This is a genomic window from Helicobacter canis, assembly GCF_008693005.1.
Classification (GTDB): Bacteria; Campylobacterota; Campylobacteria; order Campylobacterales; family Helicobacteraceae; genus Helicobacter_B; species Helicobacter_B canis.
Map to the genome: position 1 here is coordinate 79,857 of NZ_VXKE01000021.1, position 24,038 is coordinate 103,894.

Annotated in this window: 24 protein-coding genes and 1 other RNA gene; 17 read left to right on the top strand and 8 right to left on the bottom strand. The window is 43.4% G+C overall.

Going from position 1 to position 24,038, the window contains the following annotated elements:
• Positions 1 to 46 precede the first annotated feature (46 nt).
• From F4V45_RS07400 to F4V45_RS07410, 3 genes are all read left to right on the top strand, one after another.
• Positions 47 to 970, top strand: a complete 924-nt coding sequence (locus tag F4V45_RS07400; protein WP_407925336.1) for a cation diffusion facilitator family transporter — start codon at positions 47 to 49, stop codon at positions 968 to 970.
• Between the two features lie 106 nt (positions 971 to 1,076).
• Positions 1,077 to 3,365 carry a type I DNA topoisomerase gene (gene topA / locus F4V45_RS07405; protein WP_150337711.1) on the top strand — a complete coding sequence of 763 codons (2,289 nt, stop codon included), beginning with the start codon at positions 1,077 to 1,079 and terminating at the stop codon, positions 3,363 to 3,365.
• A 92-nt stretch (positions 3,366 to 3,457) separates the two neighbouring features.
• Positions 3,458 to 4,417: a radical SAM protein gene (locus tag F4V45_RS07410; protein WP_170235219.1), complete on the top strand. Its 960-nt coding sequence runs from the start codon at positions 3,458 to 3,460 to the stop codon at positions 4,415 to 4,417.
• A 62-nt stretch (positions 4,418 to 4,479) separates the two neighbouring features.
• Here the strand turns inward: F4V45_RS07410 and ffs are convergent.
• An RNA gene (gene ffs, locus F4V45_RS07415) (signal recognition particle sRNA small type) lies at positions 4,480 to 4,577 on the bottom strand.
• A gap of 109 nt (positions 4,578 to 4,686) precedes the next feature.
• Here ffs and F4V45_RS07420 point away from each other — a divergent pair.
• The 10 genes from F4V45_RS07420 to traF all read left to right on the top strand — a co-directional run bounded on the left by F4V45_RS07420 (position 4,687) and on the right by traF (position 11,087).
• Entirely contained in the window at positions 4,687 to 5,052 is a 366-nt protein-coding gene (locus F4V45_RS07420; protein WP_023930499.1) for a hypothetical protein, read from the top strand.
• On the top strand, positions 5,042 to 5,743 hold the full coding sequence (gene rsmD, locus F4V45_RS07425) for a 16S rRNA (guanine(966)-N(2))-methyltransferase RsmD (protein ID WP_170235207.1): 702 nt from the start codon (positions 5,042 to 5,044) through the stop codon (positions 5,741 to 5,743). The genes F4V45_RS07420 and rsmD overlap by 11 nt, the downstream gene beginning before the upstream one ends.
• Positions 5,744 to 6,295 (top strand): flagellar basal body-associated FliL family protein, encoded by a 552-nt coding sequence (locus tag F4V45_RS07430; protein WP_023930501.1) that lies wholly within the window; start codon positions 5,744 to 5,746, stop codon positions 6,293 to 6,295.
• Positions 6,296 to 6,302: 7 nt separating this feature from the next.
• On the top strand, positions 6,303 to 6,671 hold the full coding sequence (gene acpS, locus F4V45_RS07435; protein WP_150337713.1) for a holo-ACP synthase: 369 nt from the start codon (positions 6,303 to 6,305) through the stop codon (positions 6,669 to 6,671).
• A gap of 15 nt (positions 6,672 to 6,686) precedes the next feature.
• Positions 6,687 to 7,181, top strand: coding sequence for a 3-isopropylmalate dehydratase small subunit (locus F4V45_RS07440; RefSeq protein WP_150337714.1), 495 nt, complete (start codon positions 6,687 to 6,689; stop codon positions 7,179 to 7,181).
• A 31-nt stretch (positions 7,182 to 7,212) separates the two neighbouring features.
• On the top strand, positions 7,213 to 8,292 hold the full coding sequence (gene leuB, locus F4V45_RS07445) for a 3-isopropylmalate dehydrogenase (RefSeq protein ID WP_150337715.1): 1,080 nt from the start codon (positions 7,213 to 7,215) through the stop codon (positions 8,290 to 8,292).
• Entirely contained in the window at positions 8,282 to 8,527 is a 246-nt protein-coding gene (locus F4V45_RS07450) for a tetratricopeptide repeat protein (protein WP_150337716.1), read from the top strand. The genes leuB and F4V45_RS07450 overlap by 11 nt, the downstream gene beginning before the upstream one ends.
• 10 nt (positions 8,528 to 8,537) lie before the next feature.
• The gene (locus F4V45_RS07455; RefSeq protein WP_150337717.1) at positions 8,538 to 8,963 is read left to right on the top strand and encodes a CiaD-like domain-containing protein; all 426 of its coding nucleotides are present in this window, start codon (positions 8,538 to 8,540) and stop codon (positions 8,961 to 8,963) included.
• A 69-nt stretch (positions 8,964 to 9,032) separates the two neighbouring features.
• Entirely contained in the window at positions 9,033 to 9,449 is a 417-nt protein-coding gene (locus tag F4V45_RS07460) for a universal stress protein (RefSeq protein WP_023930507.1), read from the top strand.
• Positions 9,450 to 9,455: 6 nt separating this feature from the next.
• Positions 9,456 to 11,087 (top strand): conjugal transfer protein TraF, encoded by a 1,632-nt coding sequence (gene traF / locus F4V45_RS07465; RefSeq protein ID WP_150337718.1) that lies wholly within the window; start codon positions 9,456 to 9,458, stop codon positions 11,085 to 11,087.
• Between the two features lie 110 nt (positions 11,088 to 11,197).
• Here the strand turns inward: traF and prfA are convergent, their stop codons facing one another.
• Together prfA and rpsT are read right to left on the bottom strand one after the other, a co-directional pair.
• On the bottom strand, positions 11,198 to 12,262 hold the full coding sequence (gene prfA, locus F4V45_RS07470; protein ID WP_150337719.1) for a peptide chain release factor 1: 1,065 nt from the start codon (positions 12,260 to 12,262) through the stop codon (positions 11,198 to 11,200).
• 40 nt (positions 12,263 to 12,302) lie between these two features.
• Positions 12,303 to 12,575, bottom strand: a complete 273-nt coding sequence (gene rpsT, locus F4V45_RS07475; RefSeq protein WP_150337720.1) for a 30S ribosomal protein S20 — start codon at positions 12,573 to 12,575, stop codon at positions 12,303 to 12,305.
• A 102-nt stretch (positions 12,576 to 12,677) separates the two neighbouring features.
• Between rpsT and glmM the strand changes: the two genes are divergently transcribed.
• Genes glmM through F4V45_RS07490 form a run of 3 tightly spaced genes read left to right on the top strand, consistent with a single transcriptional unit; the run spans position 12,678 to position 15,149 of the window.
• On the top strand, positions 12,678 to 14,072 hold the full coding sequence (gene glmM / locus F4V45_RS07480; RefSeq protein WP_150337721.1) for a phosphoglucosamine mutase: 1,395 nt from the start codon (positions 12,678 to 12,680) through the stop codon (positions 14,070 to 14,072).
• A gap of 9 nt (positions 14,073 to 14,081) precedes the next feature.
• Entirely contained in the window at positions 14,082 to 14,555 is a 474-nt protein-coding gene (gene lspA, locus F4V45_RS07485; protein WP_150337722.1) for a signal peptidase II, read from the top strand.
• A gap of 21 nt (positions 14,556 to 14,576) precedes the next feature.
• A complete protein-coding gene (locus tag F4V45_RS07490; RefSeq protein ID WP_150337723.1) occupies positions 14,577 to 15,149 on the top strand; it encodes a hypothetical protein in 573 nt (190 codons plus the stop codon).
• Here F4V45_RS07490 and F4V45_RS07495 read toward each other — a convergent pair.
• From F4V45_RS07495 to F4V45_RS07515, 5 genes are all read right to left on the bottom strand, one after another.
• Entirely contained in the window at positions 15,146 to 16,297 is a 1,152-nt protein-coding gene (locus F4V45_RS07495; protein ID WP_150337724.1) for an Eco57I restriction-modification methylase domain-containing protein, read from the bottom strand. The genes F4V45_RS07490 and F4V45_RS07495 overlap by 4 nt on opposite strands.
• Positions 16,287 to 16,904, bottom strand: a complete 618-nt coding sequence (locus tag F4V45_RS07500) for a restriction endonuclease (RefSeq protein ID WP_150337725.1) — start codon at positions 16,902 to 16,904, stop codon at positions 16,287 to 16,289. The genes F4V45_RS07495 and F4V45_RS07500 overlap by 11 nt, the downstream gene beginning before the upstream one ends.
• 11 nt (positions 16,905 to 16,915) lie before the next feature.
• Positions 16,916 to 18,610, bottom strand: a complete 1,695-nt coding sequence (ilvD, locus tag F4V45_RS07505; RefSeq protein WP_150337726.1) for a dihydroxy-acid dehydratase — start codon at positions 18,608 to 18,610, stop codon at positions 16,916 to 16,918.
• A 94-nt stretch (positions 18,611 to 18,704) separates the two neighbouring features.
• Positions 18,705 to 20,222: a restriction endonuclease subunit S gene (locus tag F4V45_RS07510; protein ID WP_150337727.1), complete on the bottom strand. Its 1,518-nt coding sequence runs from the start codon at positions 20,220 to 20,222 to the stop codon at positions 18,705 to 18,707.
• A gap of 183 nt (positions 20,223 to 20,405) precedes the next feature.
• The gene (locus tag F4V45_RS07515; RefSeq protein WP_150337728.1) at positions 20,406 to 22,703 is read right to left on the bottom strand and encodes an N-6 DNA methylase; all 2,298 of its coding nucleotides are present in this window, start codon (positions 22,701 to 22,703) and stop codon (positions 20,406 to 20,408) included.
• A gap of 129 nt (positions 22,704 to 22,832) precedes the next feature.
• Here F4V45_RS07515 and F4V45_RS07520 point away from each other — a divergent pair, with 129 nt between their 5' ends.
• Positions 22,833 to 24,026 (top strand): lysozyme inhibitor LprI family protein, encoded by a 1,194-nt coding sequence (locus F4V45_RS07520; RefSeq protein WP_150337729.1) that lies wholly within the window; start codon positions 22,833 to 22,835, stop codon positions 24,024 to 24,026.
• The last annotated feature ends 12 nt before the right edge of the window (positions 24,027 to 24,038 follow it).

Sequence of the window (24,038 nt, forward strand, 5' to 3'; positions counted from 1 at the left end):
CCAGCGTGTAAGCAATGCTAAAGAGCAGCTTGTCTTAAAGGTTTCGATGTTTAGCGCGCTTGTTTTGGCGGTATTTGGCGTGGGCTTTGGTGTGTGGATACAGAGTAGGGCAGTGATTTTTGATGGCTTTGTCGCGCTTGTTAGCGTGGGGCTTGGTGCGCTTAGCGTGATCACTTCGCGCTATATTTATAGAGAAGATGATGATGTGTTTCAATACGGCTATGTGCGCTTTGAGCCTATGGTGAATTTTTTTAAATCATTGATTTTGGTGCTTGTGTGTGTATATGCCTTTATCAATGCGCTAGAGAGTATATTTTCTGGTGGGTATGAAGTGCTGCTTGATGGGGCGGTGCTTTATACGCTTTGTGCATTTGGCTTTTGCGCTCTGCTCTTTGCCTATACAAGTGTGTATGCTAAAAGGCTAGATTCTGATCTTATCGGCGTGGATAATACGGAGTGGAAGATTGACTGCATTTTATATCTTGGCACGCTTAGTGCGTTTGCCTTGCTCTATGTGCTGCTAGCCCCTATGCAATCTCAAAGCCTAGAATCTTTGCGTAGTCTTATCCCCCTAGATTCTAGCCAGATCCTCACATTCTCGCGCTATATCGATCCAAGCTTGCTTGCGATTTTGTCGCTGCTTTTGTGTGTGAGCCCTGTGAGAATTTGTATCGCAAATTTTAAAGATCTCATTATGGTCGCGCCAAAGGAGCTTGATGAGAAGATTACGCAGATTATGGAGGAGCTTAGTCAAAGGTTTGGCTTTGGCGATTATGACACGCACACGGCAAAATCAGGGCGGTTTTATATGATAGAGATCAATATCCTAGTGGATTCTACTAAGGAGTGCGAGATCACTTCCATTAAGGACTTTGATAAGATCCGCGACTATATAGAGAGAGCTTTGGAGATCCCAAGCTATAAGATTTGGCTTTCAGTGAGCTTTACAGCTAATCCCAAATGGCTTTAAAGTGGCTTTGAGCAAGGGTTTATCGCGTGCCTAGCTTGACAAATCGCGCGCGCTTTTTGCTACAATATAACACTACACAAGCCAAAATACAGCCAAAGAGTCAAATATGAAAGATCTTATTATCGTAGAGTCCCCAGCCAAAGCCAAAACAATTAAGACATTTTTAGGTGATGGGTATGAAGTCATCGCTTCTAAGGGACATATCCGTGATTTGCCGAAATTTTCCTTTGGGATTAAGGTAGAAGATGGGCACTTCACCCCGGAATATCAAATTGATAGCGATCACAAAGAGCTTGTCGCGCAAATCCAAAAGCTCTCCAAAAAGGCGAAAACTACCTACATCGCCACCGATGAAGATAGAGAGGGAGAAGCCATAGGCTACCACATCACCCAAGCAATTGATAGCACAAAGCCGCTAGAATCTTTCCCGCGCATAGTCTTCCACGAAATCACCAAAGGCGCGATTATGCAGGCATTAGCACAGCCTAGGGTCATTGATATGGATAGGGTCAATGCCCAGCAAGCAAGGCGGCTGCTTGATAGAATCGTGGGCTTTAAGTTGAGCCAGCTTATCGCTAGCAAAGTATCCAAGGGGCTTTCTGCTGGGAGGGTGCAGAGTGCTGCGCTAAAGATTGTTGTCGATAGAGAGCGCGAGATACGGGCGTTTAAGCCACAAGACTACTATACCATTAGCGCGGTGTTTAATGGCGCGCAAAGCGAGCTTACCCACTTTGATGGGCGCAAGCTTAAAAAGCTAGATATAAGCACGCAGGCAATGGCAGATTCTATGCTGCAAGCCTTGCTAGAATCCACTTTTACCATTAGCAGCATTAGTAAAAAGGACAAAAAGTCCCAAACACCCCCGCCCTTTATGACTTCTACCTTGCAGCAAAGTGCTTCTTCTACTCTTGGCTACTCGCCTACGCGCACGATGAGTATCGCCCAGCGTTTGTATGAGGGCGTGGCGACTAATAGTGGGGTTATGGGTGTTATCACTTATATGCGCACCGATAGCCTAAACATCGCCACAATCGCCCAAGAAGCCGCACGCAAATACATTGGCGCAAAGTATGGAGCAAGCTATGTCCCAGCTAAGCCCAAAGTCTATACTAGAAACTCCAAAAGCGCGCAAGAAGCCCACGAAGCGATCCGCCCAACAAATATCGACTTCACCCCAGAAATCGCTAAATCCTACCTAAAGCCAGATGAGCTAAAGCTCTATACGCTTATTTATCACAGATTTTTGGCTTCGCAAAGCACTGATGCGATCTATGAAGTGCAAGATGTGTTTTTCACAAGCGAGAAGGGAGAGTTTAAGGCGCACGGCAGGAAGCTTAAATTTGACGGGTTTTTAAAGATTCTAGGCAGTGATGATAAAGACTCTTTGCTCCCTGATTTCACGCTAAATGCCCCCATTACCCCAGAATCCATATCCGCACAAAAGCACACCACAGAGCCACCAGCGCGCTACTCCGAAGCAAGCTTAATTAAAACGCTAGAGTCTCTTGGCATAGGGCGTCCTAGCACTTATGCGCCCACGATTTCACTACTTGCTTCTAGGGAGTATATCGCTATCCAAAATCGCCAGCTTATCCCGCAGGAGTCAGCCTTTCAAGTGATAGGGCTTTTGGAAGAGCATTTTTGCGAAATAGTGGATTCTACCTTTAGCGCAGATATGGAGGAAAAGCTGGATTCTATCGCGCTTGCTAAGCACTCTTGGCAGGAAGTGCTATGGGAGTTTTATGAGCCATTTATGGAGAAAATCACGCAGGGTAAAACAAGCATTGCTAGCCAGAAGCTCGCTACGCCTACGGGGGAGTTTTGCCCAGAGTGTGGGAAAGAGCTCCTAAAGCGCAAAAGCCGCTATGGCGAGTTTGTAGGCTGCAGTGGCTACCCAAAATGCAAATACATCAAAAAAGAAGAGCAAGCACTAGAATCTAGCGGGCAAGTGTGCGAGAAATGCGGCAGAGAAATGGTGAAAAAGTTTGGCAAAAGGGGAGAGTTTTTAGCGTGTAGCGGCTACCCAGAGTGCAAAAATGCCAAGCCACTAAATGGCGAGAAAAGCCCTAGCAAAAGCCTTGAAGTGCCCTGCCCAGAGTGCAAGGGAGAGCTTGTGCAAAGACAAAGCCGCAGGGGGAGCTTCTTTGGCTGTAAGAATTACCCTAAATGCACCTTTTTGACAGCATTGCAGCCCACAAATCTCGCGTGTAAAGAATGCGGCTATATGCTTGGGCTAAAGTCGCTAAAAAGTGGCGAAGTGCTTGAGTGCTTGCGCTGTAAATCACGCTATGATGAGCAGACACAAGAGCCTTTGGGCAAAGCCCCTACTAAATCTGCTGCCAAAGCTTCTGCTTCTTCTCAAGCTCGCACAAGCACTAAGTCTAAAAAGGCATAGCTGTGGTGCGCTCCAAGCTAGAATCTAGCGCGCCTTTAGATTCTAGTAGGCTAGAATCTACAAGCCCCATACAATCCCCAGAATCTAAAGACTTGCTAGAATCCATCATCTTTGGTCCAGTGCTTTCGCGCCGCTTTGGGCTATCGCTTGGCGTAGATCTCTCACCACACCGCAAGCAGTGTAACTTTGACTGCGTGTATTGCGAGCTGCATAAGGCAGCTCCTATGGATTCTATGGAGCTTGTGCTACCTGCAGAAGCTGTGATACAAGCCATTACACAAGCATTGCAGCTGCATAGCAATATCGATGTGCTAAGCTTCACTGCCACAGGTGAGCCTACACTCTACCCGCATTTGTATGAAGTGATCACTGCCATTACCCCACTTTTGCCACAAGGCACAAAATCACTAATCCTAAGCAATGGCTCTAGGCTCTTGGAGCAAAGCCGAGCATTACACGCCTTTGATATGGTGAAGTTTTCTTTAGATGCGGCTTTGCCTAGTGCGTTTAAGAGAGTGGATCGCCCAAGCACAAGCCTTGATCTAGCGCAGATTTTGCAGGGGATTAGGGAGTTTGCTGCTAGCTATAAGGGTGAGCTCATCGCAGAAGTGCTGCTTGTGCAAGGACATAATGATATGCAAGACAATCTCTATGCTATAGCGGAGTTTTTACGCCAGATCCCTATATCGCGCGTGGATTTAGGGAGTATCGATCGCCCTAGTGCGTATCCTGTGCGCGCGCTAAGTCAAGAGAGATTGCAAGAGCTAAGTGGGATTTTTGCCGGGCTGCCACTATCGCTACCCCAAAGAAATGCGCCTAAACAATCAGCCTTTACAAGCCCACCCCAATACCCTAATGACAATAGCTTAAGCCCTAGAGGTCCTAGTGAGCTGCAAAAGCTCATCGCTACGCGCCCCATTGCTTGTGATGAAGTAGGCAGACTCTTTAGCCAGCAGGAGCTAGCGCATTTACAAGAGCTAGTTAGTCAGGGGCTTGTTACTATTAAGCAGCAAGGGGAGAGTAGATTCTATGTGGCGCAAGCGGCTAAGTAGATTTAGATCTAGGATATTTACAAATTAGATTCTAGGGATTAAGTGTGGGGGTAGATTAGCACCCCTTCCCAGATCCCTACGGCACAAGCCAAATCTAAGTGCTCTGCTGTGTTCCCACCCTGAAGCGTTGCCTAGAGATGTCTTTGCATAGGTCTAAAAAGGAGCGCACAAATTATAATGCCCTTGCACTTAAATGCTGCTAAATGTGCTTAATCAATCTTTTACCCAAAGTTTTCTATAATCGGCAAAAGCAAGTTTTAGGAGTGTGTGTGAAAATCGCTGTGGTGTGTGCATCAGAATTACTGCAAAAGAGCCTTGAAATTTATCTCAAAGATTATCTTGCTCCTATTGAGGAGTGTGATTTTGTCATCTCAGATTATCAAAGCTGTGATATGAAGCCTGTATGCTTGGTCGGCACGGCAAATGCGCATATCAAAACCCCTTTTACACAAGAGAGCTTGCTGGCAAACTGCAAGGTATTTTATGCGACTTATTGTGCAGAGTCTTTGCCTATTTTGCCCCCTAAAGACTCTCGTGTATTTATGCAAATTGATCAGCTCTTTACGCAAACTTTAGAAGACTTCCGCCAAAAGCTCTACGCAATCTTGCGAGATGGCGGCTACAATGCACGCTAGGAAGCAAGCAAAGCCACAACTAAGTGCGGTGCGATCTCGCCCACAGGCTAAATCACTAAAACTCCTGCGCGTGTGCGGAGGCAAATGGCGCGGGCTTAAGCTTTTTGTCCCAGAATCTAAGCTAGATTCTAGCTCTTCTACTCGCCCGACAAAATCTATCGTTAAAGAATCGTGCTTCAATAGTCTTGCAGGGGAGATGTATGGGGCTTGCTTTATTGAAGCCTTTGCAGGAAGTGGCAGTATGGGGATAGAAGCACTTAGTAGGGGGGCTAGTGTGGCGATCTTTTGTGAGCGTGAGACAAAGGCACTTGAAGCCTTGCAGAAAAATCTCAGCCTTCTATCAATCACAATCTTAGAATCTATGGCAGCCCATCATCGAGCAAGCACAGAGAGTCCTTGCGCTTATATCGTGCGTGGCGATAGCTTTGTAAGCTTGGGGGAGATTTTGCGCATTTGCAAGCTGCCTAGTATTTTATACCTTGATCCGCCCTTTTGTATCCGCCAAAATTATGCCGATATTTATGAAAAATGTGCTAGTCTTATCGACTCTATCGCTAGCCCAAATCTCAGGCACATCATCATCGAGCATAGTAGTGAGTATAAATTTGCCGATGTGATTGGCGATTTTAGCAAAAGCAAAAGCAAGCGATTTGGCAAAAGCACGCTAACTTATTTCACACAAGGAGTATAAATGGCAGAAGAGCAAGAAGCACAGGAGCAGGAAAAGGGCGGTAGCAAAACAATGCTATTTGTGATAATTGGGGCGGTGCTTGTCCTAATTATCGTAGGTGTTGTGGTGATTATGCTAATGAGTGGTGGCGGCGAAGAAGAGGAAGAAGCGCAAGCACCCGTGAAGCAAGAGCAAAAGCAAGGCGCGAAAAAGCCAGCTGGATCGGTGGGCACTGATGTGGCACTGATGAATGTAGGACCGATTTTGCCCATTACTGCTAAGGGTGATCCGCTCATTATCAATCTCTCCACACAAGGGCGCGATGCATACTTATCTATCCAGCTATCCGTTGGACTTAGTAGTGATAAGCTGCAAGTAGAAGCAGAGCGCAAGCTAGACATTATCAAAGATACATTTATTGATGTGTTTTCTACCAAAACACCAGAAGAGCTAAAAACTTCTAAAGGAATGAATCGTGCCCTTGAAGAGGCTAGAAATAGAATCAATGAATTTTTAGTCGATGGGCAAGTAACGCACGTATTCCGCACGAATGCCTTTATCCAGCAGGGCTAGCTAGTCTATGATAGGGGTTGATCTTGTTGTCATATCCCGAATTGAACAGGTTTTTGATCGCTATGGCGAGCGGTTTTTGGCGCGGTTTTTGTGTCAAAGTGAGCGAGAGCTTTTAGCGCGCAAGGCGTATGCGCCTAAGAGTATCGCAGGATTCTGGGCGGCTAAGGAAGCGTGCGCTAAGGCTCTTGGCGTGGGTATCGGCGATAGGCTGAAATTTTTAGATATGCGTATTTCTTACACACAAGCAAATGCCCCACTTATCGCGCTAGATTCTAGTAGATGTGCGGAGCTTGGGGTAGAATCTTTGGCACTAAGTATAAGCCACGATGGTGGGCTGGCTATCGCTGTGGTTGCGGTGCGATATAGTGCGATATAGAAGAAAGGGCGAACTATGACACAAGAGAGATTTACAGGTAAGGTTTGGAGATTTGGGGCAAATATCGATACAGATGTGATTATCGCTGCGCGTTATCTCAACACTAGCGATGAGCGCGTTCTCGCGCGTCATATTATGGAAGATGCGCGCGCTGGATTTGCTGATATTGTGGCAGATGGGGATATTATTGTAGCAGATGAGAATTTCGGCTGTGGGAGCAGCAGGGAGCACGCACCGCTTGCGCTAAAGGCGGCTGGGATCGCCTGTGTGATCGCTCCTAGCTTTGCTAGGATTTTTTATCGAAATGCTTTTAATATGGGGCTACTCATTTTGGAGTGCGATGAAGTGGGAGACATTAGCGAGGGCGATAAGCTAGCAGTAGATGTAACCAAAGGGGAAATCATCAATCAAACAACCAGTCACACTTATCACTTTAAGCCTATCCCAGAGTTTATGCTAGAGCTGCTGCAAAGTGGCGGGCTTATTGAATACGCTAAAAAGCAGCTATAAGCCTTGTGATAAGCGAGAGCAAGGAGTAAAAATGGCAGAATATATAGCGGTTATTAAAGGCGATGGGATAGGCGTAGAAGTCGTCAATGAAGCATTAAAAGTCTTGCGCGTGGTGTGTGAGAAGTTTGGGATTGCTTGTGAGTTTAGCGAATATATGATGGGCGGGTGCGCGTATGATAATTATGGCGATCCTTTGCCCAAAGAGAGCTTGCAGGGTGTATTGAGCGCGAAGGCGGTGCTCTTTGGTGCCATTGGCGGGCAGAAGTGGGAGAATCTCCCCAAAGATAAACGCCCAGAATCTGGGCTTTTGCGCTTGCGTAAGGAGCTTGGGGTCTTTGCAAACTTGCGCCCAGCGATTGTGTTTGATGAGCTGCTTGATGCTAGCGCGCTAAAGCCAGAGATCATTAAAGGTGTGGATATTTTGATTGTGCGCGAGCTTATATCTGGGATTTACTTTGGCACACCAAGGGCGAAGGAAAAGGAGCGTGCTTACAATACAATGGCATATAGCGTGCAAGAAATTGAGCAAATCGCACATAAGGCATTTGCCCTAGCATTATCGCGCTCTAAAAGGCTCTGCTCTGTGGATAAGGCTAATGTGCTTGAAGTAAGCGAGCTATGGCGTGAGGTGGTAGAGAGAGTGGCAAAGGAGTATCCACAAGTTGCCCTAAGTCATCAATATGTCGATAATGCAAGTATGCAGCTTATCCGCGATCCTAGGCAGTTTGATGTGATACTTACTAGCAATCTCTTTGGCGATATTTTAAGTGATGAAGCAAGCCAAATCACAGGCTCTATCGGCTTGCTTCCAAGTGCTAGTGTGGGCGAGCGATACGCACTCTATGAGCCCATACACGGCTCTGCCCCTGATATAGCAGGGCGGGGCATTGCTAATCCAATCGCTGCTATCCTTAGTGCAGCAATGCTGCTTGAGATGTCGTTAGGGCAGGTAGAAGCGGCTAGGGTGGTGCGCAGTGCTGTAGGGGCGGTGCTGCGGAGTGGCGCACGCACGAAAGATATTGCACAATTTGGGTGCAAGAAGCTTTGCAGCACACAGGAGATGGGCGATCTCATCGCCCAAGCAGTGGCAGGAGAATATAATGGCAATTAACACCAGCACACTTGCTAGTATTTATGAAATGCAAGGGCATACCGAAGAAGCAATAGTGATTTATGAAGAAATGATAAAAAGAGATCCAAACAATGCAGAAGCTAAGAGTGCGCTTATACGCTTAAAAACCAAAAAGCATAAGTTTAGTGGTGTTAATGAAGATAAGCTCGTGCTATTTGTTAATGCAACAACACAGAGCGATTATCAAAAGCTTGAGCAGTGGCTTTTAGGCTAAGGGGATAAGTATGGGAGAAAATATGGAGCTAAAGGACTTGATCTTACAAACCCTTGATGAGGTGGCAAAAGATCCAAATAAAGCAGACGAAAACATAGAATCTAGCAAGTTAGATTCTAGCTTGCAGCAGGTGGAATCTTGCGTAGATTCTAGCAGGCAAGCTAGTGAGCCAAGTAAGTCTAAGCCCACTTTGCCAAAGACAAGCATAGAATCTAGCCCCGTTAAAAATGGCAAGATTATCCCCCCTAATGCGCAGGAGTTTGGGCTAGGGCAAGATAGTATTGTCTATTTAGAAAATCTTAGGGAAAAGCTTCTTGTGCTGTTTGAAGGGCTAAAAATGCCCGAGCTACAAGATACGCAAAACAAGCTTGACTTGGTGGTGCGATTTCTGCAATACCAGCTTTGTGTAATTGATGAGATTTTGCAGAAAAAGTGAGTGCTTGGGTGGTTTTACAGGGATTAGCGAGACTTTGCTACAATAGATCATTTTACTCAAGGAGTGTTTATGGCGAAATTGTTATTTGGTGTGAGTGATACAGAAGAGTGCCGTGCGGCGATAAAGACGATTATTAGGCTCTTTGGGCAACGCCAAGAAGTAGAGCTAACACTCTTGCATGTAACTCCAGAAGTGCTTGTGTATGCGGAGAGTGGGATTGTGGATTATGGAATGATTGAGAGCATTGAGAACGAAAAGAGCAATGAGATTTTAGATGAGTTTGAGCAGACATTTAAGACAGAAGGGATAGCGTGTAAGAAGATTTTGCGCACAGGGAATCCAATTGATGTGGTGCTAGAGATCGCTGATGGCTATGACTTGCTTGTGATTGGGGCTAGTGAGTCTTCTATGCTGCATAGGATCTTTAGCTCACATCAAAATAGCTTTGTAAGCTCATCTCCTATCCCGGTGCTTGTAGCAAAGTAGGCTGCTATGCGCATTTATCCACATAGGCTAGCTCTTTGGGCATTTGCTGCTTCAGCGAGCTTTGGGCTAGAGTTTGGTGTCATGGGCAATGTTTCAGCCGGTATGGGCGGTGCAGGCGTCGCGCTGAAAAACTCTCCTTTTGCGCTGTATTATAACCCAGCACTTTTGAGTGCGGAAAATAGCGTGCGCTTTGGCTACTCTCTAGGGATTGGTGTGAGAGAGAAGAATCTTGATAAAATCGCTAATATCAACCTTGAAAATTTCGCTGTTAGCGCGGAGAAGTTTGCCTCTCTCATTGGCAGTGCTGTGGGTGGTGGCACTGGCGGGGTGAATACCGGGGCATTTGAGAGTGTGCTAGACTCTGCGCTTGATAAAACATTAGGCGGCGGTAGTGCAGGGCAGAGCCTAGAGCAAAAGCTTGAAGCCTTCCAGCAGCAAAACCCAGACCCAAGCCAATGGGGGCAGCTTGTCCAAAATATCAAGCAAGAAGCAAACTCTTCACAAGCACTCTCACAAGAGCAAAAAGAGCTTTTAGACTCTCTTGCTGGAAGTGTGGATTTTGGGAATCTGCAAGTGGATTCTAATGGCAATATCACAAATATTGACATTAACTTTGGCGGGAATCTAGGACTTGATCAAGCGATTAAAGATTTTGCCAATCTTAAGAGCGCGCTAGAAGAAAATGCCCTAAACTTCACTAGCCAAAATGGCGTGGCTTTGCAGTTTGCCCCAGCATTTTTGCGTGGGACTTTGGGGACATTTGGCGTGGGACTTTTCTCATCGTTTTATGGCGCGACTTCAGCGAAAATCGATCCTAACCGCACAGCACTGATCATTGCTTCAGGGAAAGATTATTACAAAATTGATGCAAAAGATGGTAACTTCTCCTACACGCAAACAACAGAAGATGACTATAAGCAGCATTCGCTTGAGTATGCCTTGCAGCAGGGCAATGCGCACTCTGTCTTAACAAGGGGGTTTTGGATCACAGAGATACCCATAGGCTATGCGCACACTTTTTACTTTAGTAATGTCAATTGGAATCTAGGGGTGTCTGCGCGCTTGATGAGTGCTAGCAATACCATTAGCAATATCGCGCTCTCAACCAAAACAGATTTTGCCACAGAGGGGAAGAATTTTCTAGCGGGGAAGAATTTTGAGACCAAGACCGCTGTGGCGGTAGATGTAGGGACTATGCTAGAGATAGATTTGCCTAATTTCCGCTACTTGACCTTTGGTATCGTGGCAAAAAATGTCAATACCCCCCGCTTCCAATACAGCACAGGAGAAGTGGAGATAAAGCCCCAATACCGCGCTGGATTTGCATATAATCAAAACAATTTCGTATTTGCCTTTGATGTGGATTTGTGGAAAAACGAAATGCTAAGCGATAGCTTCAATCGCCCATTTAGCCAGATGATTGGTGGCGGAGTGAAATTTGACATTAAAGCCATTGATTTGCGTGCTGGGCTTATGAAGGACCTGCGCCAAGATGATGGGCTCATTATCACAGGTGGGGTAAATATCTTAGGGTTTTTGGATATAGCAGTGCAGGCTGGCACAGAGCTAGGAGAGGCGCAGGGCTACCGCTTCCCGCGCTATCTTAATGTGCGCGTGGGTGGAAATATTTCATTTTAGATTCTAGATTTGTGGATTTTGGCGCGGTTAGATTCAGTGGCAGGGGAGCTAGAATCTACTAGATTCTAGGTATGTTTCGCAAGCTTTCTTTATATGCACATCTTGTGCTATCACTCTTGCGCGCTTAGGGCAAGCGATTGCGCGTGGGCGATCAAAGGGTCGATGATAGAATCTAAATTGCCTGAGAGCATTATTTCTTCTAGGCTGTATAGTGTGGTGTTGATACGATGATCTGTTAAGCGATTTTGCGGGTAGTTGTAAGTGCGTATGCGCTCGCTCCTATCTCCACTTCCTACTTGGTCCTTGCGGGCTTGGGAGTTTTGCGCCATTTGCTCGGCAATCTGGGCTTCATAGATTCTAGCTTTTAGAATCTTCATTGCTTTGTCTTTGTTCTTGTGCTGGGATTTCTCATCTTGCATAGAGACGCTAATGCCTGTGGGGATATGCGTGATACGCACCGCAGAATCCGTGGTATTGACACATTGTCCGCCGTGCCCTCCTGCGCGGAAGACTTCTATACGCAAGTCATTTGGGCTAATGGTGATCTCTACATCATCGACCTCTGGCATAATCGCCACGGTGATAGCAGAAGTGTGGATTCTACCTTGGGATTCAGTTTGAGGGACACGCTGGACACGATGTGTGCCGCCTTCAAACTTAAGCTTAGAGAAAACGCCAGAGCCTTTGATGAGTGCGATAATTTCCTTATATCCGCCTACATCATTCTCACTTGAGCTTATAATCTCAACTTTCCAGCCTTTTGTATCTGCATAGCGACAATATGCGCGAAACAAGTCTCCTACAAAAATCCCAGCCTCATCGCCGCCCGTGCCCGCGCGCAACTCTAGGTAGATATTTTTATCATCATTTGGGTCTTTTGGGATTAGTAGCACCCGCAAGGTTTCTTCTAGCTCGGTTTTTGTGGATTCTAGGGTCTTTAGCTCTTCTTTAGCAAGCTCGCTTAGCTCCTTGTCTTCTAAAAGTAGCTTGTTTTCTTGTATGGATTCTAGGGTGGCGAGATAGATTCTAGCTTGCTGCGTGATTTCTTGGATTTGGCTTTGCTCCTTGCTAAGGGCTGTTAGCTGCTTGACATCTGCTACTATTTCTGGGCGAGAGAGCAGATCGCTTATCTCATCATAACGCGCGATAATGGGGCGCAGTGTGTCACTAAGCATACGATTATATTCCCTGAAAGCCTAGCTAGAAGCTAGGAGGTTAGGCAGATTGGGCAAGCTTTTTTACAGCAGCATTAAGGCGGCTAACTTTGCGCGCGGCGGCGTTTTTCTTCACAATGCCTTTGCTGACAAATTTATGTAGCTCTTTATTGGCGATTTTGAAAGCTTCTTGCGCCTTTGGCAGGTCGTTATTTGCTACACTTTCGCGCACTGCTTTAATGATATTTTTGATTCTTGTGCGATAGTAGCGATTGCGCTCGGTGCGTTTTATGGTTTGGCGGATTCTCTTCTCTGCGGACTTATGGTTTGCCATTGGCTTAATCCTTTTGTAAAAAATTTTAGGGCATTATTGTGCCTAGTTTTTATTTAAAAGCAGTTTAATCCCCATAGGCAAGTGAAGTAGGAGCAGTGCTAAATGAGTAAAAAAACTTTATCAACAAAATCCCAAAATCTAGCCAAAATCTTTGGCACTGATGGTGTGCGAGGCAAGGCTGGGTCATTTATCACGCCGGCATTTTGTATTGAGCTAGGCATTGCTGCTGGGCTGTATTTCCGTGAGTTTGCTAGGCAGAAAAGCATTCGCTCAAGTAATAAAATCTTACTTGGCAAAGACACGCGCCGCAGTGGCTATATGATAGAAAATGCCCTAGTAAGCGCGCTTACTTCCGTGGGCTATGATGTCATACAAGTAGGTCCTATGCCCACCCCTGCCATAGCCTTTCTCACCGCAGATATGCGCTGTGATGCTGGGATTATGATTAGCGCGAGTCATAATCCATTTGATGATAATGGGATAAAGTTTTTCGATCGTTTTGGTAATAAGCTTGATGGAAAGGCTGAAGCACAGATAGAGAGGATCTACCACGATAAGCGGCTACTAGATCAGAGCCACAAAGTAGGGCAGGAGATCGGTAGCTCAAAGCGTATTGATGATGTGGTGGGACGCTATATTGTGCATATTAAAAACTCTTTCCCTAAGGAGCTAAGTTTGCAGGGCTTGCGTATTGTGCTTGACTGCGCAAATGGAGCGGCTTATAAGGTTGCGCCTACAATTTTCAGCGAGCTAGGGGCTGATGTGGTCGTCATCAATAATACGCCAAATGGCTTTAATATCAATGAGCAATGCGGAGCTATGCACCCCCAAGATCTAGCAAATGAAGTGCTCAAATACCGCGCAGATATTGGCTTCGCACTCGATGGCGATGCCGATAGACTAGTGGTGGTTGATAATATGGGCAAGATCATTCACGGCGATGTTTTGCTAGGTGCGCTTGGGGAGTATATGCGCTCCATTGGCGAGCTAGAATCTAGCACCATTATCGCTACGCAAATGAGCAATCTCGCACTAGAAGAGTTTCTGGCTGGGCATAAGATAGGCTTGCAGCGGTGCGATGTGGGGGATAAATATGTCTTTGATGCGATGAAAAAGTATGGCAGCAATTTTGGCGGCGAGCAAAGCGGGCATATTATCTTCAGCGATTACTCCACCACGGGCGATGGGCTGATGAGCGCGATTGCGGTGATGGCACTAGTGCTGCGCAAGAAAACTTCAAGCCATCAAGCTCTAAATCCTTTCACACTCTATCCGCAAAAGCTTATCAATCTCAAAGTGCTAGAAAAAACGCCCCTAGAATCTATCGCAGGCTTTAGCGAGCTATGCAAGCAGATAGAAAAATCAGGTATGCGCACGCTTATCCGCTACTCTGGCACGGAGCATATCCTGCGTATTTTGGTGGAGGGCAAGGAGAGTGAAGCGATAGAATCTGCGGCAAAAGAGTTAGAGGGTTTTTTGCGCTCAAAGCTTGTGTAGGCGTAGTGTATGAGACTTCGTGCGGGGCTGTTTTTTGGCATTGTCGTGGGAGTGATCGTGCTGGATCAGTGGCTAAAGCTGCAGGTGTTAGAAGGATTTCGCTGGGAGAGCAGGGCGATTTCTATCGTGCTTGTTTATAATGATGGCGTGGCGTTTTCGATGTTTGCATTTTTGCAAGGGTGGCTTAAGTGGATACAAATCGCGCTACTAGCGGGGCTGGGCTTGTATTTGGCATTGGCAGGAGGGGCGTTTAGGCAGTATTGGCTGGGCTTTGGCTTTATCCTAGGGGGCGGGATTGCAAATGTCATTGATCGCTTTGTATATGGCAAGGTGGTGGATTATGTGTATTGGCATTATTGGTTTGAGTTTGCGATCTTTAACTTTGCAGATGTGTGCATTGATATTGGTGTGGGGGCTTTGCTTGTGCAGTGGCTTTTGTATGAGCGCAAGAGCCGCCAAAAGCCGCAAGGAAGCTGCTCATAAGGCTTGAAATAAGGGGGTTTTATGCGGTTTGCTGTGATTGTGCTATGTGTGTTTTGGGCGATAGTGGCAGTGGAAGCTAGAGGTGCGGAATCGAAGCAAGAGTGCCTTACCCAAGAGCAGATAGAGCAAAAAGCCTTTGTGGTGCGTGTAAGCAAGGAGTGGTTTGACACGGATAAAGTGGAATCTATGTTGAGTAGGCTTAAAAGTTTATATCCACAAGTTATATTTGCCAAAGCGGTATCGTGGGGGAATGAGAGTGAGATTCTAGCTTTTGAAGTGCCTGTGAAAGATGTGCGTGTGATAGGGCATAAGGATGATAAGGTGAGCGTTGATGATTGGTTCCCTAATGGCAAAGGGTATTGGGACTTTAGAATAAATGGGCGTGAGATATTGTATAAAGAGCATTTGCCAAAGGGCAGTGTCTTAGCAGTCCAAAGTGCTACGCCCGGGAGTTCGAGTATCGGCGGGGTGGTGGAATTTATGCTTGAAAATGGGGTAAAGATAGAGCATAGAATCCAAGAAGATGCCATAGGCACGGATTATTTTTACAATATGCAAGGGGAGCTGCTAGTAGAGTGTAATGCGATAGATTAACGATGGAAGCTAGAATCTAACATCGCATTTTCTAAACTTCTTTGTGAGAAGAGAAATCGCCCATCACACACAAATCCAAGCTCCTGCCAATCTATGTCATTTAGTTTATCACATATTTTTTGCAGCATTGTAGAATCCACTTTAAACTTTGGAAAAATTGCTAGAATCGAGCCATCATAAGCATTGCAAGGGTGTAAGAAAAAGGGCTTAATATTTCGCGTTTTAGTATTGACATAAATGCGAGGCATTTCGCTTTTATGATAATCTCTCCCCCATTCCCACCAATTTGTCTCATTAAACTTTTTGATTTTTCGCTGTAATAATTGCGTTTTAAAGCCCTGTAAATACGCACAATCCCTGCCATACTCGCCATATATCATTTTTTTAGTTTTGCCACTTTTGCAAGTTTGTGAGCCGACAAATTCTACATTACCCCATTTTTCGTTTCCAAAGATAGAATCTGCCCCACTCACAGCCCCAACTTTTACAAAAAATAATGAATTAAAAGGAGTCGTGTAAGCCTTTTTTGTAAATAAAATCTGCCCATTTATGCAAGAAAATTCTTTTAAACATTGTGTTTTACGCGTGAAATCCCCTTTAACAAAACGCCATATTATGCAGTTTGGCTGGGCTTTTGTAAAAATCTTTCTATCCCCTAGCTCCACAAAATGCGTAATACTTCCTGTGTGGAACAAAAACTCATTAAGCTTTACACTCGCAGTGCTTTTTAAAAAATCTCTAGGCGTGATAAAAATTAGCTCCCCGCCATCATTTAAATGCAAAATACACTTATAAATAAAAAACAAATATAAATTACTTCTTTCATCAAACATAGACATAAAGGGCGTTAAAAGCTCTTTTGTAGAAGCCTTAATATCTTGGAATCTCACATAAGGGGGATTGCCAATAATGGTATCAAATTTTTCACTCACAGGATAGCTAAAAAAATCAAGTTGCAACGCTTCTTTACAAGCAATGCTGGAATCTAGCTCAATCCCCACTTTATTACTAGGCAGATTCTCATAAAACGCCCCATTGCCACAGCTTGGCTCTAAAAATCGTCCATTATTTTGCACTAAGGCTAACATATCGCTTACAATATGCGGCGGGGTAAAGACTTGCCCCAAGCTTTCAACATTAAGATTCATAAAAGTATTTCCTAAAATGCAAATACGCATCAGCCCTAAGTTTTAAAGACTGCTCAAATGTGCCTAATAAAAAATCTTTCACTTCTACAAAATCTCTTTGCATAATTTGGCGATTATTATCCCATTTTGCTTGAAAGGGCAGATTATTACCATTTGGCAAGATAGATTCTAGGCATTTAAGCGAAGTAGCAAATACATCACTAGGATTATCTTTATTGGTGATTAAAAAATAATAATCCTTGTCGTTTGTCTCTAAGTTTTCTTTTAGCGTCTTAAAATATGTTTCCCAGCTTACTCCATTGCCAAAAGGTGGAATTTTACCTGTTAAAGCATAGTAGATTCCAAGTTTGCAGTTGAGATTATCGGTCGTTTTTGTCGTGCTAACCTTGATATTCACAGGATAAAACACATTATTTTCATAAAAACTAAAATCCACCCAATCACGCATATTTGGACGATTTATCGCAAAGTGAGAATCTAAAAGATTAAAAATCTCATCTTCATTAAAAGCAGAGTTAATTCGCCCATCTCGACTTTGTTGGCTTAAATGCAGATTTTGCTGTTGTAAAAATTCCACAATTTCTTTCAGTTTCTTGGGTAAAGCCATTTTATTCCCTTTTACAGCTCCGTTTTTAGCACCGCGCCATTTGCGGCGTTGCTTACAAGCAGGGAGTAGCGTTTAAGCCATTTGCTTGTAATCTCTTTTTTGATTGGCTTCCATTTTGCCTTGCGTGCTTCCAAAGTCTTAGAATCTACTTTCAGCTCCAAGCTCCCACGCGAGACAGAAATCTCTATAATATCGCCATCTTCAATCAGTGCGATAGGTCCTCCCTCAGCAGCCTCCGGGCTTATATGTCCGATACAAGCCCCTCTTGTCGCCCCGCTAAATCGCCCATCAGTAATGAGTGCCACGCTTTCGCCTAAGCCCATTCCCATAATAAGACTTGTAGGGCTTAACATCTCTTGCATTCCCGGTCCCCCCTTTGGTCCTTCATAGCGGATAACTACGACACTTCCAGCTTTTACCTTGCCTCCTGCAATGCCCTTAATCGCTTCATCTTGGGAGTTAAAGCAAATTGCCTTGCCGCTAAATTCTTTCATAGATTCTGCCACGGCGGCGACTTTTAGCACCGCCCCTTGTTTGCACAAATTGCCAAAAAGGATTTTTAATCCGCCAACTTGTGAGTAGGCGTTGTCATTATGGCGGATAATGTTAGAATCTGTGATGTTTGCGTTTGCTATTCTTTCACCTAGAGTCTCGCCGGTGATTGTGAGAGCGTCTAGGTGTAAAATCGATTTTTCTCTTTTGGAAACTTCATTTATCACCGCTGAAACCCCACCGGCTTTGTTTATATCTTCCATATGGATTGTGCTAAGAGCCGGGGCGATTTTAGCGATATGTGCGACATTTGCGGCAATATTATTGATAGATTCTAGGTTGAAATCCACTTCCGCTTCTTTGGCGATGGCTAACATATGTAAAATCGTATTTGTGCTACCGCCCATTGCCATATCCACGACAAAGGCGTTATACACGGCTTTTGCGTTCAAAATATTGCGGAATCTAAACTTTTCACTTAGGCTAGAATCTAGGGCAATCTCTACAATGCGTCTAGCCCCCTGCCTTAGTAGCTCTTCTCGCTCTGGTGTAAGGGCTGGAATCGTGCCATTACCCGGTAATGCTACGCCCATAGCCTCACACAGAGTATTCATAGAGTTTGCTGTAAACATTCCGCTGCAGCTCCCCCCACTAGGACAGGCTTGACACTCTATCTCGTGTAATCTTTTCTCATCAATTTTGCCGCTTTCATACGCCCCCACCGCTTCAAATGCGGAGTTTAAATCAAGTATTGTGCCATCTTCTAGTCGCCCTGCTTTCATAGGACCACCGCTCACAAAGATAGTCGGCACATTCACACGCAATGCCCCCATAAGCATTCCGGGCACGATTTTATCGCAGTTTGGCAGGCAAATCATCGCATCTAATGCGTGAGCGTTCATCACAGATTCTATGCAATCAGCAATCAGCTCTCGACTTGGCAGAGAGTAGAGCATACCGCTATGCCCCATTGCTATGCCATCATCTACGCCGATAGTGTTAAACTCAAAAGGCACACCCCCTGCCTTGCGGATTTCATCTTTGACAATCTCGGCATATTTGTTTAGGAAAAAATGCCCCGGAATGATGTCAATATAGCTATTTGCCACGCCGATAAAGGGTTTGCTAAAATCCTCATCTTTTAGCCCTGTTGCTCTTAGCAAACTTCTGTGTGGTGCGCGATTATGCCCCTTTTTTACAATATCACTTCGCATAGAATCTCCTTAATAATTTGTATCAAATAATTATACTTGAAGATTCTTAGAATCTCGTTTTTAGAATCTAGGCTTGGGGGCAGTGCTTTAGAATCTATAAAGTGGATTCTATATAGTGTGTAAGCTCTAGCTCTAGGGCTTTTGCTTTCTCTTGTGTGGTGGCAATGCTAGATTCTATCTTGTGTATATGGGCTAGGATTTTTTCTTGCACGGATAAAGGTGGCAGGGGGATTTTGATATTAGAAAATACTTTTTTATTGATGATTGGAATAGTTGTAATGCTGCAATTTTCAAACAATAAGTCCCTAAAATATTGTGTGCTACACAAAAAATACATATATTTTGGCAAAAATTTTTCATTTGGAATAAGAGCGTTTATTTGTTGATTGCATACTCCACTTTTTTCAATGATTGCCGTTTTTCCTATGGTTGCCCCTATGCAAGTAACTAGTATTGAATGTTTAGGCAATGCTCGGTGAGAGTGATACCCTAGACTTGATAACATTGTTTCAGATTTTGAAACATATCCATCATTTAAATCCGCTGGTTTGTAGAATGGATATTCTGTGCCATAAAAATTCTGTTTATTAGTTTGCGGGGTGCAACCTGTGATAATCTCACAAATCTCACCGAGTGTTTTGACTTCCCAGCCTGTGCTTGGTGGGGTAGGGATAGAATCTAGTAGGGCTTTTAGATTTGCTGTATTGATAGGTTTGTCATATTGAGCCGAAATATCTTTTTTAGATTTATTGTCATTTTGAGCGACAGCGAAAAATCTTGTTTTAGATTCTATGTTTGTAGATACTTCGGCTATCGCCTCAGTATGACAAGGGGAAGTGGTATCAGTATGGCAAGAGGCAGAATCAGTGTGGCAAAGGTTTATAGCAACGCTTTGATTATGCCTTGTGTCCCAGCGGTCTAAATCTTTAAAGCGGACGATGAATACCTTTTGCCTTTGTAGTTCTTGCTTTTTTTCCAGTCCAAGTGCTATATATATATATGCCTCTATTTCATCTTTTAGGCGTTTTTCTTCGTCTTGTAGGGCTTTGATTTGTGCTTTTATGGATTGTATTTTGGCGATTATTTGCTTTTGAATCTTAAGTGGGGGCAGGGGGATTTGCAAATCGCATAAAGCTTCAAAAGATAGATTTTGTCTTACAGAACCCCTTGTTTTTGCTCGTAAATGCTCGTTGAACCAAGCCGATTTTAAAACAAACACTAAATATTGTGAAAGTAATCGTGTTTCATCTGTTTGAAAGATAACATAGGCAGGGCTTGTATATTTCAAATCAAATTCTGGCGGGACAATACCTATTGAGCCGACATTCACACGATAAGGATTGTAAAAAATTTCTCCACTTCTTACTTGATAGTAAGGCTGCTTTATGCGTGAGCCTAGTAAAGACTCATTAAAATATACCCCATCTTTATTATTAACACCCAAAATATCAAAGGTTTCGTTTGGAAAATTTGAAGGCTTAATTCTATGCTTCTTCTCTACAATATAATCCTTTAAAGACACTAAAGGAAATTTTGATTTAAATTCGGTTAGATAGTGTTTTATATCCCACCGCACCAAATCCCTAAACCATACAATTTGCACTTTGCTCATTTTGCTCCCTTTTATGAGATATGTAGAAAAAAATTGAAAAATTCGACATATTGCCGTGATATGTCGAAAAAATGCAAAATTTTTAACATATCAGCTCCTGACTTAGAATCTCAAAAAGCTTAATGTTGATAAAATATTTGTTTCTGCCTATTTTTATGCAATCTAGGATTCCTAATTCTTGCATTATTGATTCCATTGTATGTTGTATTCTTGTAAAAACTCTTGAAAATGGCTTAAAATCCCCTTTTGCTCTAATATCTTTTCAAGCACTTTGCCATTCTCATCTTTATGCACTTCATAGCTATCTAGTAGCTCATTTTTGACATTTTCGCCCATTTCGCCTGTGCTAGTGATACCCACAAACTCCGGCTCTGCCATAAATATGGGGTAGTCAAAGTCTATTTTGGTGTGTTTGAATGCTTGTTTTTTCATACTAGATTCTAGCTCTTTTAGCTCTTTTTTGGCTTTGGCTTTGTCGTTTGCGTTGTATTTGGCTATCTTTTCTCCCTTTGCTTTGCGATAGTTGATAATGGATTCTAGCTTTTCTAGTGTCTCTTTGTGCTTTTGCTTTAGCTCTTTTGTGTGTTTTTCTAAGAGAGAGTTAAACTCTTTTTGTTCATTTTGACTAAATTTTTGCAGAAATAAAATAGAGCTTTTCACACTTGCCTTGCTACTAGTGAAAGTCTCTTGTGGGAGTGAAATCACAGCGCGTAAAAATGCTCTGCCCTCTACAAACTCTCGCACATATTCGGCATTTGGTGTGTTAAACACACCCTCTGGCAAAACAATTCCCATTCTACCACCGGGCTTTAGCAAATCTAGGCAGCGGTTTATAAACAAATGCTCGGTTTTATCGGATTCTAAATTGGGCTTTAGGGCAAAGAGTGAGGCGATGGGCTTACCTATGTTGTCTAGGATTTTGCGTTGAGCGTTTTGATAGGTCTCTTTGCCATAGGTTTTATAGTAGTTTTCTATCTGCTCTTTTTTCTCTTCTGTGTAGGACACTTCGCCCTTATCGTTTAGGTAGGTTTGGGCGTCTTCAGCTCGTATGATGTTTTCTTTCCTTACATTTGAGCCAAAGGGAGGGTTGGTTAGGATTATATCAAAGCGAGATTCAAAGATCCCATTGATGTTTAGTAGCCCATCGTGGTGGTGGATTCCGCCGTGTCCATCGCCGTGCATAATCATATTCATCTTAGAAGTTCTTGCCATTCTGTCATTTGCATCTGTGCCATAAATGCAGTGGTTTGAAAGCTTGAAAAGTCTTGTGCCTTGCGTGTCGGTCTCTAGCTGTTTTTCTAGCTCATTCTTTTTGCTAGTTAGCTTTTTTGCTTCTGTGTCGGTGATGTTGTTTATATCTTTGAGTATGGATTTTTTATAGGCTTCATATTGCTTAATAATATCTTGCTGGATAAGCTCACGCACTTTGCTAAAGATTCTAATTAGAAAGCCACCGCTACCACTTGCAGGGTCGCAGGAGACTTCATTTTCTTGTGGGTTTATCATCTCTATCATAAATTCTACAATGGGTCGTGGGGTGAAAAACTGCCCTAATTGCCCTCTAAAAGTCTCCCCTAAAAACTTCTCAAATGCTATACCTTTAATATCGCTTGAAGTTAAGGAGAGATTGTAAATTTGAAGTTTTTCTATGATTTTTTCAATCGTGGCGTTTTTTAGCTCAATTTTTTCATCTTGTTTAAAGATTTCATCATTTTTAAATTCTTCTTTTGTATTTTCAAAAAGAACTTCTAGGAGACCTAATGTTGTTTTTATAAGCGGACTGCTTTTTAAGTCTTGCTCTAGCTCATCTAAATATTGCTTATTAAATACATTTTTTCCACTTTTGGAATCTTTAATCTTTTTTCTCTCTACATACACTTTCATAAACAAAATTTTTGCAATTTCATCAAAGGCTTCTGATGGTCCTAGCTTATCATTATCGCGTATGTAGTTGTGGCACTCTTTCAACACTTTAGCAAACTCATCTTCTTTAAAAACAACTAAATCTTTGAGTAGCTTATCTATCTCTTTATCACTTGCGTTATTTTCTGGGATATTGGCTATCTCTTGGGTGAAGCCGGGCATTTTATCCTTTATCACACGCCAGAATCTTGTCTCATAGCTATTGTGCGTTACAAAAAATGGCGCGTTAGTCAGCCTTGCATAGCTCTCCCCTTGTGCATAATCGCTTTCATTTATGCGAATGGTATCTGCCTTGCACTCTACGATGATTAGGGGAGGATTCTTATCCTGCTTATCTTTGGGGCTTTTCCATATTACAATATCAGCCCTTGCGGCGTTTTTGCCCTTTTGCGTTTTGACTTCTTCTTGCATTTGCTCTAGGTTATATTTATAGCTATTTACAAGCGTGCAGACAAACTTCTGCCTTATAATCTCTTCTGGTGTGGCGACTTTGTATTTCTTACTTAGGGGGCTATAAATCTTGCCCTCTTTGTTGTATTGTAGCTCTAGCTTTTGCATTGCTTTCCTTATTGGATTTAATTATGGAATTTTACCATTAAATATAAATTATTGCTTGGAAGTGGGTGTTGGCTTAATACAATTTAGCTATAATGCAAGGCTACAAATAGATTCTAAAGGGAGGTTGTAATGTATAAGATACTAGTAAAATGTTTGGTGATAGTTGTATTATGTAATGGAGTTAGCACAGCACAAGAAGACATTGAGCCTGATGTAACAATAGTGGAGCCACGCAATTTTATTAGCAGAGATGCTGATAGTTTTTCTAAACGCAGTGAGTGGGAGGGCGTATGGGGAGAGGTGAGCCTGTGCGATCCACTTAATAAAATCGGCTGGTGCTATAAGCAAAGTGCGTTACAAATCTATGACTGCTACCAAATAAATGAATATAATTATGAAGATAAAAGTGCGATATGCACGCTTGGTTTAGCAATGCGTCAAATTCTTGATCCCGCTAATCCTACCGAAGATCTCATTTGTGATAGTGGGGCGTTCCCGGGTGAAGTGGAGATTCTCATAAATGGCAATAAGGCAGAGCCTAAGAGAGAGTATTTTGATCTTGTGTGTGGCCATACAGAAGGAGCAGAGCGGATCAAGTGTGAGAAAAATATGAGATTTACTCTTAGCAAAGATTCTAAAGGGATTTATTTTCACTCTAGTAAGGGGTTAGATTCTAGCACTTGTGAGACGCCAAGTGATGAGAGTAGGGCAGGCACTCTAAGTGGAATTTATCCGCGATTTAGAGGGAGCTTTGATTGTGAGAAGCAGGGTTTGAGTAAGATTGAAAAAGGCATTTGCAATAGCTTTTATACTCTGCGTGATGATGTGAGCTTAAATGCGATGTTTGAATATGCAATGGATTTTGCGTGGAGCAATGAGCAGAGATCTAGGCTTAAAAAAGAGCAACTACAATGGCTAAAAGAGCGTAATATGAAATGTGTTAAGGCAAAAGATGGCGGAGAGCTTTTAACCTGTTTGTATCAAGCGATAAATCATCGCATAAAAGAATTGCACGAAACAATAGATAAATCACAACGAGTAGCGCTAGAGCTAGTAAGCCAGATAGGTGCGGTAAAAATCTATGAAAATCCAAGCCTAAAATCCCCTGTGCTTTATACAAAGATTCTAAATAGTGAGGGGGAAAATGCACACACAAGGGACTATGGGGCGATACTACTTGCACCAAAATCTGTCAATGGTTTTACAAAGATTATGTTAATGGAGTTTTCAAAGGATACAAATCCTAATGGTAATGCCATTGTAGGCTATGTGCAAAATGCTAATGTGAAAAGGGATAGGGAGCAAGAGAGTGCGTTGAGATAAGCGGGGTGGTGG

Coding starts and splice junctions, on each gene's coding strand:
- ilvD (WP_150337726.1), bottom strand. CDS start 18,610: ATGCGAAGTGATATTGTAAAAAAGGGGCATAATCGCGCACCACACAGA.
- F4V45_RS07515 (WP_150337728.1), bottom strand. CDS start 22,703: ATGCAAAAGCTAGAGCTACAATACAACAAAGAGGGCAAGATTTATAGC.
- F4V45_RS07400 (WP_407925336.1), top strand. CDS start 47: ATGTTTAGCGCGCTTGTTTTGGCGGTATTTGGCGTGGGCTTTGGTGTG.
- F4V45_RS07520 (WP_150337729.1), top strand. CDS start 22,833: ATGTATAAGATACTAGTAAAATGTTTGGTGATAGTTGTATTATGTAAT.
- topA (WP_150337711.1), top strand. CDS start 1,077: ATGAAAGATCTTATTATCGTAGAGTCCCCAGCCAAAGCCAAAACAATT.
- glmM (WP_150337721.1), top strand. CDS start 12,678: ATGAGTAAAAAAACTTTATCAACAAAATCCCAAAATCTAGCCAAAATC.
- F4V45_RS07510 (WP_150337727.1), bottom strand. CDS start 20,222: ATGAGCAAAGTGCAAATTGTATGGTTTAGGGATTTGGTGCGGTGGGAT.
- leuB (WP_150337715.1), top strand. CDS start 7,213: ATGGCAGAATATATAGCGGTTATTAAAGGCGATGGGATAGGCGTAGAA.
- F4V45_RS07430 (WP_023930501.1), top strand. CDS start 5,744: ATGGCAGAAGAGCAAGAAGCACAGGAGCAGGAAAAGGGCGGTAGCAAA.
- rsmD (WP_170235207.1), top strand. CDS start 5,042: ATGCACGCTAGGAAGCAAGCAAAGCCACAACTAAGTGCGGTGCGATCT.
- F4V45_RS07490 (WP_150337723.1), top strand. CDS start 14,577: ATGCGGTTTGCTGTGATTGTGCTATGTGTGTTTTGGGCGATAGTGGCA.
- acpS (WP_150337713.1), top strand. CDS start 6,303: ATGATAGGGGTTGATCTTGTTGTCATATCCCGAATTGAACAGGTTTTT.
- lspA (WP_150337722.1), top strand. CDS start 14,082: ATGAGACTTCGTGCGGGGCTGTTTTTTGGCATTGTCGTGGGAGTGATC.
- F4V45_RS07440 (WP_150337714.1), top strand. CDS start 6,687: ATGACACAAGAGAGATTTACAGGTAAGGTTTGGAGATTTGGGGCAAAT.
- F4V45_RS07455 (WP_150337717.1), top strand. CDS start 8,538: ATGGGAGAAAATATGGAGCTAAAGGACTTGATCTTACAAACCCTTGAT.
- rpsT (WP_150337720.1), bottom strand. CDS start 12,575: ATGGCAAACCATAAGTCCGCAGAGAAGAGAATCCGCCAAACCATAAAA.
- F4V45_RS07450 (WP_150337716.1), top strand. CDS start 8,282: ATGGCAATTAACACCAGCACACTTGCTAGTATTTATGAAATGCAAGGG.
- traF (WP_150337718.1), top strand. CDS start 9,456: ATGCGCATTTATCCACATAGGCTAGCTCTTTGGGCATTTGCTGCTTCA.
- F4V45_RS07495 (WP_150337724.1), bottom strand. CDS start 16,297: ATGAATCTTAATGTTGAAAGCTTGGGGCAAGTCTTTACCCCGCCGCAT.
- prfA (WP_150337719.1), bottom strand. CDS start 12,262: ATGCTTAGTGACACACTGCGCCCCATTATCGCGCGTTATGATGAGATA.
- F4V45_RS07460 (WP_023930507.1), top strand. CDS start 9,033: ATGGCGAAATTGTTATTTGGTGTGAGTGATACAGAAGAGTGCCGTGCG.
- F4V45_RS07500 (WP_150337725.1), bottom strand. CDS start 16,904: ATGGCTTTACCCAAGAAACTGAAAGAAATTGTGGAATTTTTACAACAG.